The sequence below is a fragment of the Thioclava sp. F34-6 genome (genome assembly GCF_002213235.1).
GTDB classification, from domain to species: domain Bacteria; phylum Pseudomonadota; class Alphaproteobacteria; order Rhodobacterales; family Rhodobacteraceae; genus Thioclava; species Thioclava nitratireducens.
Genome location: NZ_NBOA01000010.1, coordinates 32,532 through 45,900, shown reverse-complemented (window position 1 = coordinate 45,900; position 13,369 = coordinate 32,532). Strand labels below are relative to the sequence as shown.

The 13,369-nt window shown below is 59.0% G+C and carries 9 protein-coding genes and 3 pseudogenes; 7 read left to right on the top strand and 5 right to left on the bottom strand.

The features are described from left to right. Window positions 1-158, bottom strand: a pseudogene (locus B6V72_RS19420) (Fic family protein); the annotation flags it as partial. 649 nt (window positions 159-807) lie between these two features. Here B6V72_RS19420 and B6V72_RS17790 point away from each other — a divergent pair. After that, complete coding sequence (locus B6V72_RS17790) at window positions 808-1,218, top strand: hypothetical protein (protein ID WP_088736225.1); 411 nt, start codon at window positions 808-810, stop codon at window positions 1,216-1,218. 173 nt (window positions 1,219-1,391) lie between these two features. Here B6V72_RS17790 and B6V72_RS17785 read toward each other — a convergent pair whose 3' ends face one another. The 3 genes from B6V72_RS17785 to B6V72_RS17775 form a co-directional block, all read right to left on the bottom strand. Next, a complete protein-coding gene (locus tag B6V72_RS17785) occupies window positions 1,392-2,555 on the bottom strand; it encodes a mandelate racemase/muconate lactonizing enzyme family protein (RefSeq protein ID WP_088736224.1) in 1,164 nt (387 codons plus the stop codon). A 124-nt stretch (window positions 2,556-2,679) separates the two neighbouring features. Continuing rightward, window positions 2,680-3,579: a LysR family transcriptional regulator gene (locus B6V72_RS17780; protein WP_088736223.1), complete on the bottom strand. Its 900-nt coding sequence runs from the start codon at window positions 3,577-3,579 to the stop codon at window positions 2,680-2,682. A gap of 45 nt (window positions 3,580-3,624) precedes the next feature. Beyond that, window positions 3,625-4,563: a LysR family transcriptional regulator gene (locus B6V72_RS17775; RefSeq protein ID WP_088736222.1), complete on the bottom strand. Its 939-nt coding sequence runs from the start codon at window positions 4,561-4,563 to the stop codon at window positions 3,625-3,627. 222 nt (window positions 4,564-4,785) lie between these two features. On the opposite strand from B6V72_RS17775, the gene B6V72_RS17770 reads away from it, so the two are divergent. From B6V72_RS17770 to pyk, 6 genes and pseudogenes are all read left to right on the top strand, one after another. Continuing rightward, window positions 4,786-5,739 (top strand): tripartite tricarboxylate transporter substrate binding protein, encoded by a 954-nt coding sequence (locus B6V72_RS17770; RefSeq protein WP_078602572.1) that lies wholly within the window; start codon window positions 4,786-4,788, stop codon window positions 5,737-5,739. A 12-nt stretch (window positions 5,740-5,751) separates the two neighbouring features. Beyond that, window positions 5,752-7,755: a tripartite tricarboxylate transporter permease gene (locus B6V72_RS17765; protein WP_088736221.1), complete on the top strand. Its 2,004-nt coding sequence runs from the start codon at window positions 5,752-5,754 to the stop codon at window positions 7,753-7,755. Between the two features lie 13 nt (window positions 7,756-7,768). Further along, window positions 7,769-8,851: a tartrate dehydrogenase gene (locus tag B6V72_RS17760; protein WP_088736220.1), complete on the top strand. Its 1,083-nt coding sequence runs from the start codon at window positions 7,769-7,771 to the stop codon at window positions 8,849-8,851. An 11-nt stretch (window positions 8,852-8,862) separates the two neighbouring features. Further along, window positions 8,863-9,936 carry a tartrate dehydrogenase gene (locus B6V72_RS17755; RefSeq protein WP_088736219.1) on the top strand — a complete coding sequence of 358 codons (1,074 nt, stop codon included), beginning with the start codon at window positions 8,863-8,865 and terminating at the stop codon, window positions 9,934-9,936. Next, window positions 9,923-11,173, top strand: coding sequence for a glycerate kinase (locus tag B6V72_RS17750; protein ID WP_088736218.1), 1,251 nt, complete (start codon window positions 9,923-9,925; stop codon window positions 11,171-11,173). Before B6V72_RS17755 ends, B6V72_RS17750 begins: the two co-directional genes overlap by 14 nt. Beyond that, window positions 11,145-12,608: pseudogene (pyk, locus tag B6V72_RS17745) on the top strand (pyruvate kinase). The gene B6V72_RS17750 and the pseudogene pyk overlap by 29 nt, the downstream one beginning before the upstream one ends. Window positions 12,609-12,935: 327 nt before the next feature. Here the strand turns inward: pyk and B6V72_RS19030 are convergent. Beyond that, window positions 12,936-13,037, bottom strand: a pseudogene (locus B6V72_RS19030) (IS6 family transposase); the annotation flags it as partial. Window positions 13,038-13,369 lie beyond the last annotated feature (332 nt).

Sequence of the window (13,369 nt, the reverse complement as noted above, 5' to 3'; positions counted from 1 at the left end):
GGGCGTGTGTTGTGGCCTTCAATCAAGTTCGAGTAGTAGCAGTTCATCACGCGAACGAGGTCCGCGAGCTCAGCCGCGCTATCCGGATGTAACCCTTGCCCGAGGTGGGCCGCTTCCCTCTGAATGTCGACCGAAAGATCGGCAAGTTCTGCGGGGATGTGTTCCTCGAAGAAGCAAGGTTAGATTCTGCCGGGAGTTTCCAACATTTTGCCGATCTTCTCTTGCTGCTAAGGACCATATAACATTGGGTCTATCCGAGAGAAATTCCAAGGGGCTGCCGATATTGATTGCCGATCATGGAGGACCACCCTAGCGTGTTGCTGCTTCAGCGGTCGGATGGCTGGTTCTCTGGCAAGTCGAAGAGTGCCCAATATTTGAGCGCAGTAGAACCTTTTGAAGCAACATTGGGCGTCACGGAGCCTCTCCACAATCCTGTCCCCAGATTCTGGGGATAACTGCGGTGGCGGGCGGGCGGCTGGAAACTTTGCGACGGTTCCCTGTCGATAGCTGCTACGAGGGCAGTCGCATGTTTCGGGCTGACGCCCGGGAGTGAATACCGCGATTTCCGTCAGCGGCAGCCTTGATCGATTAGGCGCGTCCAGTGAAACCAGTCGCTCGAGCACGATGCAGGGCCTGACGTGGGAGCTCAAGGCCGGTTGCGACAACTCCACTACGTCGGATTCATCTCTGAACGTCTCAGCGGGATGATGGTATCCCGGGTGCGTCCGGAGGTGACGTTGCGTAACAAGCATTTCCGCCAAGCGAGCCGGAGAACCATCTCCTGAATATCTGAAAGCGGAGAAAAAAATGACACTGGACACCAGACAATTCTTCATGGCCCCGAACGAAGTCCAAAATCCATTATCGATCGCGAACGATGGCGCTCGCATTGCGACGACGAATTATTGGCAACTACCGTATGCTGAGCAAGGCATGTGTTATCTGAGCGGCAACGCCGGGAGCTGGCGCCTGCTGTTGCCGGGCGCTAACGCCGAGGCAGTTTCGGAGTTCCGCTCTGTCAAACGCGCACTGATCGAGCGATCTATCTGTATCTCCGGCCACTTTGACATTGTGGCATTGGACGGAAGCCCAAACCCCTACTGCGTCAGCATCAGCAAGGTGATGATTGACCGATCCGTTACCAAGAGAAGCTGTCGCCTATTGATCTATACCGAAGATGGGCTGATCAATAACGTGCCCGTTAAGGTTCGCGTTTGAGAGGCTGAGGGCTATTCATGCCGAATGTTTTCGTCTCGACTATCGTCCTCCCCGCGAAGGATATGGGAGATGCCTTCTCCATAAAAGAGTGTGTTGGCGGCTGCATGCCCAGCCTGCCACCCATCTTTCAAGCAATTTGTTCGTCCTGACTGTCCCGCGGGATCGCTGACGATCTACTCTACGAGGTCACGCATCACCGCGATCAAGTCGGATTTGCCTTCGAACCCGATGCCCGGAAGCTCTGGCATGATGATGTGGCCGTCTTCGACCTTCACGCCGTCGGGGAACCCGCCATAGGGCTGGAATAAGTCTGGGTAGCTCTCATTGCCGCCAAGGCTGAGCCCGGCCGCGATGTTTAGCGACATCTGGTGCCCGCCATGGGGAATGCAGCGCGATGGCGACCAGCCGAGCTGGTCCAGCATATCGAGCGTGCGCAGATATTCCACCAGACCGTAAGACAAGGCGCAGTCGAATTGCAGCCAGTCACGGTCGGGGCGCATCCCGCCATAGCGGATCAGGTTGCGCGCGTCTTGATGCGAGAACAGGTTCTCTCCTGTCGCCATGGCGCCGGGGTAAAACTCGGCCATCGCAGCTTGCAGCTGGTAGTCCAGCGGGTCTCCGATTTCCTCATACCAAAAGAGAGGATACTGCCGCAGCATCTTGGCATAGGAGATCGCGGTTTCCAGATCGAAACGGCCATTGGCATCGACGGCAAGCTGCGCCTCCTCCCCGATTTCCGCTAACACAGCCTCGATCCGGCGCTGGTCCTCGTCGATCGAAGCGCCCCCAATTTTCATCTTCACGACGGTGTAACCGCGATCCAGATAGCCGCGCATTTCGTTGCGCAGAGCGGAATTGTCTTTGCCGGGATAGTAGTAGCCACCCGCGGCATAGACAAAAACACGCGGATTAGCCTCGACGCCCTTGCGTTCGGCCAGCATACGGAAGAGCGGCTTTTCTTCGATCTTCGAGATCGCGTCCCATACGGCCATATCGATGGTCCCAACGGCAACCGAGCGCTCCCCGTGACCGCCGGGTTTTTCGTTCTGCATCATCGCAGCCCAGATTTTGTGAGCATCGAAGTTGTCGCCCGCGTCATTCAATAGCAACGCGGGATCAGCTTCGAGGATGCGGTCGCGGAATCGTTCTCGGATCAATCCTCCCTGACCGTAGCGCCCGTTCGAGTTGAAGCCGTAGCCGACCACTCGGCGACCGTCCTTCACCACATCGGTCACCACAGCCACCAAGCTGGCGGTCATCTTGCTGAAATCGATATATGCATTCCTGATTGGCGAGGAAATCGGCTTGGTGACCTCACAAATGTCCACGATGCGCATTTCCGTGCTCCTTTCCCGTGCGGGTGAGTGGTCCGAAGACTTTACCCAGACATGAATAGGGGAGCCGCAGGAGGCAGTTCCAATGCCGATTGGCGCTGAATTCATGCGCGTTTTGCATGGATTATCAAGTATCCTGACTGACCACCTTCAGCCAGAATGCCTCGCAATGGGCCGACAGCCGGGAGCGCGAGCGGTAGATGACCAATTGCACGGGAACATCGAGCGAGGGGTCACCAGCGCGGACCAAAGTGCCGCGCGCCATCTCCTGTTCAGCGAGGGAAAGGGGGAGGAAGGCAACGCCTTGACCTTCTTTGGCCATCTCGAGATTGGTCGACGCAAGCACAGAATTCATTTTGGTTTCTAAGCCGCGACGCCCGTCCCCGATGCCATGCGCCTCGAGGATTGCATGTAGGCCAGATGCGCTGGAATAAGCTATGAACGGCACTTGCGAAGCTGCGCTCCCGAGCCGCCACAGGGGGCGGCCGCTTTCGTCGGGGGCGCAAAGCGGCACAAGTCGATCGCCGCCGATTGGATGACACCGGAACTGTTTTTCCGGTAGATCTTCAGCACTGTTGGGTTTCTTATGGCAGATGAAGAAGCTCACCTCGCCATTCTGTAAAAGTCGCACGCCTTGGCGATGCGTATCGGAGACCATGTTGAGGGCGCCGATCTGGGAGGGCCCGCCGATCTGCATCAGCCATTTCGGAACGAAGGTGTAGGACAGGGCGTGGGTAGCAGCGAGGTTCAGGGTCCGTTGCGCGAGCCCCGCGGCCTCCAGCGCCTCGAGACGGGCCTCCGAGAGCATCCTGACGATAGCCTCCGCGCGCGGCTGGAATGCTCTTCCGGCCGCAGTCAGTGTGACCTGCCGCGTTGTGCGATGGATGAGTGGCGTCTTAATCGCGGCCTCAAGTTGTTTGATGCGGCGACTGAACGCGGGCTGGGTCAAGTTGCGGTTCTCGGCGGCGCGGGAAAAATTCAATTCGCGCACCAGTTCCAGAAAATCATCGAACAGCGTCGTATCCATTCTCGCGCCTCCATGCTTAATACATGCATATTCGGCATGAGAAAGTTACGCAATTTTACTCAGCTCCGACGCTTCGACCTGGAAGGGGGCTTGCGAGTCGGCGATGCGGATGCGCTCTGCCAACAGGTCGACGAAAGCGCGCACTTTGGCGGTTAGGTGGTGGCGCTCGGGATAGATGGCAGCGATGTTCGCGGTTTGGAAATACTCAGGCAGCACGACGCGAAGGCGACCCTTGCGCACGAGCTCGGCGATGTCCCATTCCGAACGCAGCATGATCCCGTGCCCATTCAGCATCCATTCGCGTGCTATGTCACCATCATTGGTACTCAGCCCGCCGCTTACACGTGCTGAGGGGTTCTTGCCGCCCCGTTCGTCGAAACGCCAGATGTCGTAGATGTCGTGTTCCTGGCGTAGCACGATGCAGCTATGTCGGCGCAGTTCTTCCAAGTTTTCGGGCATCCCGTTCTTTTCAATGTATGCGGGGGAAGCGCACATGAACCGACGGTTTCTTTGTAACAAACGTTGGACCAGATTGCTGGTCGGTGGCGTTCCGAAACGAATGCTCAGATCAAAGCCCTGCTCGATCAGATTCATTGGCGCGTCGGTGACCACCAACTGCACTTCAACATCCGGGTAGGTGTCACAGAACGCGGAAACTGTTGGGGCAATATACTCCCTGCTGAAACCAAATGTCGCGTTGATCCGAAGCAGACCGCTCGGCTGCTCGCTCCCGGAGCGCAAACTATTTTCGAGTTCTTCGATTTCTCCCAGAAGACGTATTGCCTTGTTTAGATATGCTTCTCCTTCGCCGGTGAGGCTGACCCTACGAGTGGTGCGGTTCATCAGCCTGACGCCAAGCCGATCTTCCAAACGTGCCAGACGGCGGCTCACGGCCGAGGCTGTAATGCCAATTTCACGGGCGGTTTCGACGAAGCTTTCGCGCTGCGCCAAGAGGACGAAGAACCCGAGGTCGCTCTCACTCATTGCTTACCCAGATGCACTAATGATGTTCCTATTATGAAATTAACGATTTTGCAGAATTAGTCTAGCGTTTCCCTGTCCGCCTGTGGGGAGTTGGCGGATCCTGCTTGCGGCTTGGAGGACGTGATCAGGTGTAGGGGAAGCGACTGCGGGTCCTAAGCCCGCCGCAAGTTTCCCCAAAATATCAGTTGCGGTTCCCCCGCAGCGCTTCTTGAGGAGGAAATTATGAAAAAGACACTCGCAGTCATTTTTGCCGGGCTACTTTCGGCAACGCCGCTCGCGGCTCAGTCCGTCGACGATTTCCCGAGCAAACCAATGACCTACATCATTCCGTTCAACGCCGGTGGCGAGTCGGACATCTCTGCGCGCTTCCAACAGGCCGAGTGGGAAGCTGTCACCGGACAGCAAGTCGTGATCCAATACCAGCCCGGTGCGGGCGGTGCTCAAGCCTGGTCGCAGCTGAACTCATTGCCCGGCGACGGCTACACGATCATGGGTATCAACATGCCGCACACGGTTCTGCAGCCGCTTGCAGGGTCTGCGGGTTACAAGACCGAGGATCTGACGCCGGTCAACTATTTCCACTATACACCGAACGCGATCTTCGTGACGAAAGATAGCGAGTTCAAGACTCTGGCCGACCTGGTCGACTATGCAAAGGCAAACCCCGGGTTGGTGACCTTTGCTGGATCGGGTTCGAACTCGGCCAACAATCTCGCGGCGGTGCAGTTCAACGAGCTTGCCGATATCAATACGACTTATGTGCCCTTCTCGGGCACCGGTCCGTCAATTACGGCAATTCTTGGTGGGCAGACTACGGCCGGCTTCAATTATGCAACCTCGGGCGTGAGCCAAGGCGACGCAATGAGGATGCTTGCGGTCGCTTCGGACGAGCGCCTGCCGGCGTTCCCCGATGTGCCTACCTTTAAGGAACTCGGCTATGACATTGTGGGTGGCGCCTATCGCGGGGTTGCCGTTCCGGCGTCGACGCCTGAGCCCATCCGCCAGAAGATTTCCGACATCGTAACCGAGATCAATCACCGCCCGGATTTCGTCGAGAAGATGGAAAGCGCCGGCTTTGTGCTGACCGATATCGGTTATGACAAGATGGATGACTTCGTGGCTGCGCGGATCAAAGAATATACCGCTGGCGCCAAAGCGCTCGGCATTATCAAGTAACGGCGCGCGAAGATGGACATCATCGGCTATCTCGTGGACGCATTGACACCGCTCAATCTTGTCCTCGCGCTTGCGGGCGTGGTGCTAGGGACGATAATTGGTGCCCTGCCTGGGCTTTCGGCCACCATGGCGGTCGCGGTGCTTGTCCCCTTCACTTTCACAATGGATCCCGCCGCCGGGCTTATCGCCCTCGGCGCGATCTACACAGGCGCGATTTATGGCGGCGCCTTTGCCGCCATCCTCGTGAACACTCCGGGCACACCCTCTGCAATCGCGACAACTTTCGATGGCTTCCCGATGGCGAAACGAGGCGACGGCGGTCTGGCGATCTCGCTGGCTACTATCTCTTCTGTTGTTGGCGGAATGGTCGGCGCGCTGGCGCTACTCGTGCTTGCGCCTCCCCTCGCCAAGGTCGCGCTGGCATTTGGACCAACGGAATATTTCTGGCTGGCGATGTTTGGCCTGACGCTTATCGCGGCACTTTCGGTGGGCAATACCGTCAAAGGCCTCATCGGCGCTTGTCTCGGGCTCGTTCTATCGATGATCGGGGTGGCAGTGGTGGGTGGCGACGTCCGCTACACGATGGGAATGCAACGATTTCTGGCAGGTATCGACCTGACCTCGGCGATCATCGGGCTCTACTGCGTGCCCGTTATCCTGGATCTTGTGGCCAACGCCGATCCGCATTTGAAGCCCTCTGAAACGGGCGGGCTGCGCTTTCGCGAAGGCACGCGCATTGCACTAAAGCGTAAGTTCAACGTGATCCGCTCTTCCGTCATCGGCACCGTGATTGGTGTTCTGCCGGGAGCCGGCGGGTCGATTGCTGGGCTGGTGTCCTATTCGGAAGCACGCCGCACGTCGGAAAATCCTGAGAGCTTTGGCAAGGGCAACCCGGACGGGGTGATCGCCACGGAATCCGCAAACAATGCGACTGTCGGGGGTGGCTTTATCCCGACGCTCGTTCTGGGCATTCCTGGCACGCCCCCTGATGCGATCATTCTGGGCGCGCTGCTGGTGCAAGGAATCAAGATTGGACCGACCCTGTTCACGACGGACGGCAATATCGTCTACACATTCATCTGGGGCCTTCTGATCGCGACCCTTCTGATGCTGCCAGTCGGTCTACTGATCGGTCGCTATGCATATTCAACCATCGTCAAGGTGCCAAAGGCCGTGCTCGCTCCGACGGTAGCGCTGTTGACCATAATCGGCTCCTTCGCGATCCACTCGAACGTTGATGATGCCCAACTGATGGTTGGTCTTGGAATCCTCTCCTGGATTTTGAACCGATATGGATTCCAGCCCTCTCCCATTGTGCTGGGGCTGGTTCTCGGGTCGATCGCCGAACAGGGTTTCGTTCAGACCTATCTGATCGGTAATGCCTCAGGGCGCATGACGGAAATGTTCTTCATGCGGCCGATCAGCATCGGCATCATCTGTGCGGCGCTATTGACGCTCGGCTACCCATTCTGGGCGGACTGGAAGGCAAAGCGTCGTCGGCAACTCGGGCAAATTGCTGAGCCGATTGCCGATGACGGAACCGAAATTACTCCCGAGCATAAGCAACGAGATTTGCCCGAAGTAATGTTCGCGATCCTCTTCATTGCTCTCGGAATTACCATCTATCTGGGGGCATCCGGCATGTCGGCGCTCGGGTCGGTTTTCCCGAAGACGATCGCGGCCGTGTTGATCGCCTTTTCAGCCTTGCTGATAGTGATGAATTTGCGTCGCCCCGCTGGCGGATCGTTCAAGCTGGCCAATCGGAATACCGGGGCGATGCGTCGGATTTCGCTCGGTGTCGTCCTTCTGGCGTGGGTCTTTCTGATGCCAGTGATCGGCTTTCTCGTCACGAGCATGATTGCCTTTGTCGCGATCATGATCGTCGCGGACTATGACCGCCCCCCCGCGAAAACATGGGCAATCTGGATTCTATCCGGCCTGCTGATTTGCACCGGCTTCTGGTGGCTCATGGCAAATGTCCTGCTGCTCCGCATGCCCGCCGGGCTTTTGATCTAAACTGGAGAAACTTATGAGTAAACGTAATCACAAGATCGCCGCCATCGGCGGCGACGGGATCGGTGTGGAAGTTGTCGACGCCTGTCTCGAGGTTCTGCACGCGCTAGCGGAGAAAGACGGCGACTTCAGCTTTGCCGTCGAGAACTTCGACTGGTCGACCGACCGCTACAAGCGCACCGGGCAATTCATGCCCGCGGATGGCGCCGACCAACTGCGCGCCTTCGATGCCATCCTGTTCGGTGCGGTTGGCGCGCCAGATGTGCCTGACCACTTGACGCTCTGGGGCTTGCGCCTCGCGATTTGCCAGCCGCTCGACCAATACGCCAACGTGCGGCCTACCCGGGTGCTTCCCGGCATCCAGTCCCCCCTGCGCCACGTCAACGATGGTGAGCTCGACTGGGTGATCGTCCGCGAAAACTCGGAAGGCGAATATGCGGGGCAGGGCGGGCGCTCGCACCCCGGCCTGCCACTGGAGGTGGCGACGGATGTCTCGATCTTTACCCGCGCGGGGATCGAGCGGATCATGCGCTTTGCCTTCAAGTTGGCGCAGTCGCGGCCCCGCAAGCTCTTGACCGTGGTGACCAAGTCGAATGCCCAGCGGCACGGCATGGTGCTCTGGGACCAGATCGCCGCCGAAGTGGCGAAAGAATTCCCCGATGTCACCTGGGATAAGATGCTGGTCGACGCAATGACCGTGCGCATGACAATGGACCCAGCGTCGCTGGACACTATCGTCGCCACCAACCTGCACGCCGACATCCTGTCGGACCTCGCAGCGGCGCTTTCGGGCTCCATCGGCGTCGCGCCCACGGCGAACCTCAACCCCGAGCGCGAAACGCCCTCCATGTTCGAACCGATCCACGGCTCGGCTTTCGACATCACCGGCAAGGGCACCGCCAACCCGGTGGCGACCTTCTGGACCGCCGCGATGATGTTGGAAAATCTGGGTGAGAAACCCGCCGCCGACAGGTTGATGTCCGCGGTCGAGACCGTCACCGCGAACCCGGACCTGCACACGCCCGACTTGGGCGGTAAAGCCACCACCCGCATGGTCACCGACGCCGTCATTGAGGCCGTGCGCGGCCGCAACGACTGAGAGGCAGAGACATGGAAAGTAACCATCTGAACATCGCGGTCATCCCCGGCGACGGAATTGGCAAGGAAGTGATCCCCGAGGGGCTGCGCGTGATGGAGGCGGTCGCCAAGCGGCACAGCATCGACATGCGGTTTGACGATTTCGATTTCTCGTCCTGTGACTACTATCGCAAGCACGGCCAGATGATGCCCGACGACTGGAAGGATCAGATTGGAGGCCATGATGCGCTGTTCTTCGGCGCCGTTGGCTGGCCAGATACAGTGCCGGACCATATCTCGCTCTGGGGCTCGCTGATCCAATTCCGCCGCCAGTTCGACCAGTATATCAGCCTGCGCCCCGCGCGGCTGATGCCGGGCGTGCCCAGCCCGTTGGCGGGGCGCAAGCCCGGCGACATCGACATGTGGATCGTGCGCGAGAATACCGAGGGCGAATATTCCTCGATCGGCGGCAAGATGTTCCCGGACACGCCGCGCGAGGTTGTGATGCAGGAAACGGTGATGAGCCGGATCGGCGTGGATCGGGTTCTCAAATACGCTTTCGACCTGGCAGCAAAACGTCCGCGCGCCAAGTTGACCTCGGCCACGAAATCTAACGGAATTTCGATCACGATGCCCTACTGGGACGAACGGGTTGCCGAGATGGCCAAGGCCTATCCTGGTGTGAGCGTCGACAAGTATCACATCGACATCCTGACCGCGCATTTCGTTCTCAACCCCGACAAGTTCGACGTGGTGGTAGCGTCGAACCTGTTCGGCGACATCCTGTCTGATCTCGGCCCGGCCTGCACCGGCACGATCGGCATTGCGCCTTCGGCCAACATCAACCCCGAGCGGGATTTCCCCTCGCTGTTCGAACCGGTGCATGGCTCGGCACCGGATATCGCCGGGCAAGGCATCGCCAACCCGATCGGCCAGATCTGGGCGGGGGCGATGATGCTCGATCACCTCGGTCATGCCGAGGCCGCAGCGGATGTGGTTTCCGCCATCGAGCGTGTCTTGGCCGAGCCTGCCTTGCGCACCCCTGACCTTGGCGGGTCCGCGGACACCGTGACTTGTGGCAAGGCGGTAGCCGATGCAATCGGCTGAACACCTACTTCTGGCGATGCTGGACGCGGCGATTGCCGCCGCCGACCCTGCGACTGTTCTTGCTCGGCATCTGCCCCCGAAACCCGCGGGGCGATGCATCGTGGTCGGGGCCGGTAAATCCGCCGCCTCGATGGCAAAGGCGCTGGAGCAGGCATGGCCCGACGTCGACCTTTCGGGAGTTGTCGTCACACGGTACGGGCATAGAGTGCCGACCGAACGCATTCACGTCCGGGAAGCCTCCCATCCCGTGCCTGACGCCGCCGGAGAATGCGCTGCAAAAGAAATTCTCGCCGCCGCACAAGCTGCGGGGCCTGATGACCTTGTGCTGGCACTGATCTCTGGCGGCGGCTCAGCCCTGATGCCGCTGCCCGTTTTCCCCCTTACGCTGGACGAGAAGATCGAGGTCAATCGTCTGCTGTTGAAATCCGGCCTGACGATTGAGGACATGAACCGTGTCCGCCGCCGCCTTTCGCGGATCAAAGGAGGTGGGCTGGCCACGGCCGCAGCCCCCGCACGGCTGGTGTCGCTAGCAATCTCGGACGTGCCAGGAGATGACCCTGCCGCCATCGCCTCTGGCCCGACGGTTCCCGATCCCTCGGCCACCGAGAACCTGTCGCATCTTGTCACCCGGCTCGACCCCTCACTGCCGCAGGCGGCGCGCGACATCTTGCTCGCGGATCCTGAACCAGCAACCGGTTTCGTCCCCGACTTCCGCATCATCGCGACCCCTCAGATGTCGCTGGAAGCCGCGGCGCAGGTTGCCCGCGACGCAGGCGTTTCACCAATTCTGCTTGGCGACGCTCTGGAAGGCGAAGCGCGCGAAGTCGGCATCATCATGGCGGGAATAGCCAAAGCGGTGCGCACCCATGGCACGCCATTGCGAGCGCCAGCCGTTCTGCTTTCGGGAGGGGAAACCACCGTATCGATTGGCGACACAAAACCTGGGCGCGGTGGCCGAAACACTGAATTTCTGCTGTCGCTTGCTATTGCCCTCAACGGTTCTGAGCAGATTCATGCGCTTGCCGCCGATACCGACGGGATCGATGGCACCGAAGACGCCGCTGGTGCTCTGATCGGACCTGACTTTCTGGTTCGAAGCCAAGCGGTGGGGCTCGATCCGAACGCCTATCTTGGCGCTCATGACAGCTACAGTATTTTCGATCGGCTGGACGCATTGATCCGCACCGGGCCGACTCTGACAAACGTTAATGATTTCAGAGCGGTTCTCGTTCTCTGAAATTGAGATGAAGGACTCCATCATGATCCGCGACAGACGAGCCAAAATCGTTGCCACAGTCGGGCCAGCGAGTGGGTCTCCGTTCATGCTGCGCACCTTGTTCACGAAAGGCGTTGATACGTTTCGATTGAACTTCAGTCACGGTGAGCACGCGATCCACGCCGCGACGGTCGACGCGATCCGGGCGCTGGAACGAGAGGTTGGGGTGCCGATCGGTATCCTCCAGGACTTGCAGGGCCCCAAGATTCGGCTTGGCCGCATAGCTGGAGGCGAGCGGACGCTGTAACGTAGTGAAAAGATCGCTCTGGTGGCTGAGGACACCACGGACGATTTGCCAGCGATACCCTTGCCGCATCCCGAGATATTCGATGCAATCGCGCCCGGACACCGTTTGTTCATCGATGACGGACGGGTCCAGTTAACGGTTGTTGCGAAGACCCCGGGCCGGATCGAGGCCGAGGTTTTGGAAGGCGGAAAAGTCAGCGACCGCAAGGGTGTGAACCTGCCCGACTGTGTTCTGAATCTGCCCGTGCTAACCGAGAAAGACCGCGGCGACCTCGAATACGGCTTATCGCTTGGTGTTGACTGGGTTGCCCTTTCCTTCGTGCAGAAAGCCAGCGACATTGATGCTCTGCGCGCCATCGTCGGTGACAGTGTCGGGATCGTGGCGAAGATCGAGAAACCGTCGGCCTTGGACGAAATCGAAGCCATCGTCCGCAAGTCGGACGCGATTATGATCGCCCGCGGCGATCTCGGGGTGGAGATACCGCCGGAACAGGTGCCTGCTCGACAGAAAGAAATCATTGCGCTGTGTCGCCGCGAATGCCGCCCCGTGATCGTGGCAACGCAGATGCTTGAATCTATGACATCCTCACCCGCACCAACGCGGGCAGAGGCATCCGACGTCGCCACTGCGGTCTACGACGGCGCAGATGCGGTAATGCTCTCAGCGGAAAGTGCCACCGGCGCGTTTCCCGCCGAGGCTATTCAGGTGATGGATCGCGTCATCCGAAGCACAGAGGCGCACGCATTCTACGCCAAATCTATTGCTGCCAGCCGCGAGCCAGCTCCGACCCCCGCGGACATGATCGCCGATACAGCGGCAACACTAGCTTGTTCGCTTCAGTCAAAATGCATCTTGGCTTATTCCGTAAGCGGCGCAACCGGCGTTCGTATTGCCGCCCGTCGCCCCAAATTGCCGCTGATCCTCATGACCCGCGATGAGCGCGTATCGCGCCGGATGGCGCTAGTTTGGGGGATGCGGTCTATGCAGGAACCTTCGATCAGCGACTACAACTCGATGGTCTCCACCGCGAAAGACGAATGCGCACGCTTTTTGTCCCCGGCGATCGGCGATACGATGGTTGTCCTGTCGGGGTCACCTTTTGGCAAGGTCGGCAGCACCAACAACATTCGTGTCGCGAAGTTTCGATAACGGTGCCCCCAGCTTGAGAGCGCAATTCACGGGATTGATCTGACCTGCTCTGCCTATGTTTTTTGGACCGCCGGATGCGGAGTTTCCGGCCTTTGTTTCGATGGCGGGCGGGGCTGGTTGCACCAAAGCACGGACACCTGGACCTTCCGGTCCGGGTGCGCCTTTTTCCCGCAAATGCAGGAAACTCATTCTGTCTGGCGATGGCCCCCGTTGACCGGAGGCGGGCTGAGCGGGATTTTCCGCGGCCCTGACTCTTAAATAGGTTCGTCGACTCGGCTCTGTCGCAAACTTATCGATAGGATTTAAGTGGCTGGTCGCTGGACATAATTATGCTGCCAAACTCGCGAAGGTCTGGAGGGTGCTGGCGCCATTCGCCGGGATCTGACCTTTCCGGATCATGTGCGCGACCTCGATGCCAGCGATGGTGGCTTGAGGACGTCTTGAATGTCAGTAAGCGGTGTCTAAGCGGCACGTTGCCTGCGCCGGCGCGGACTGCGAGGTGATACCAATCTCAAGATGGGAGGGCGTTTCGCAATGGCTGCTCAGACTGAGTTTATCAGATCGATCGGAGTGGAGATCTTCGAACAAATAATTGCGAGACAGACCATATACCGAGCGCCTCAGAGGTATGCCTGATTGGCATCTTTAGGTTCGATAAGTCTCCGTTCGTGCGCCGTTCGCGGAAGTCAAGTTTTTCATGGGCCATGTCCGTTACCTTGCTTTCGCCAAGAAAGGAATTGTCGCACACCGGTTCGGCGTAT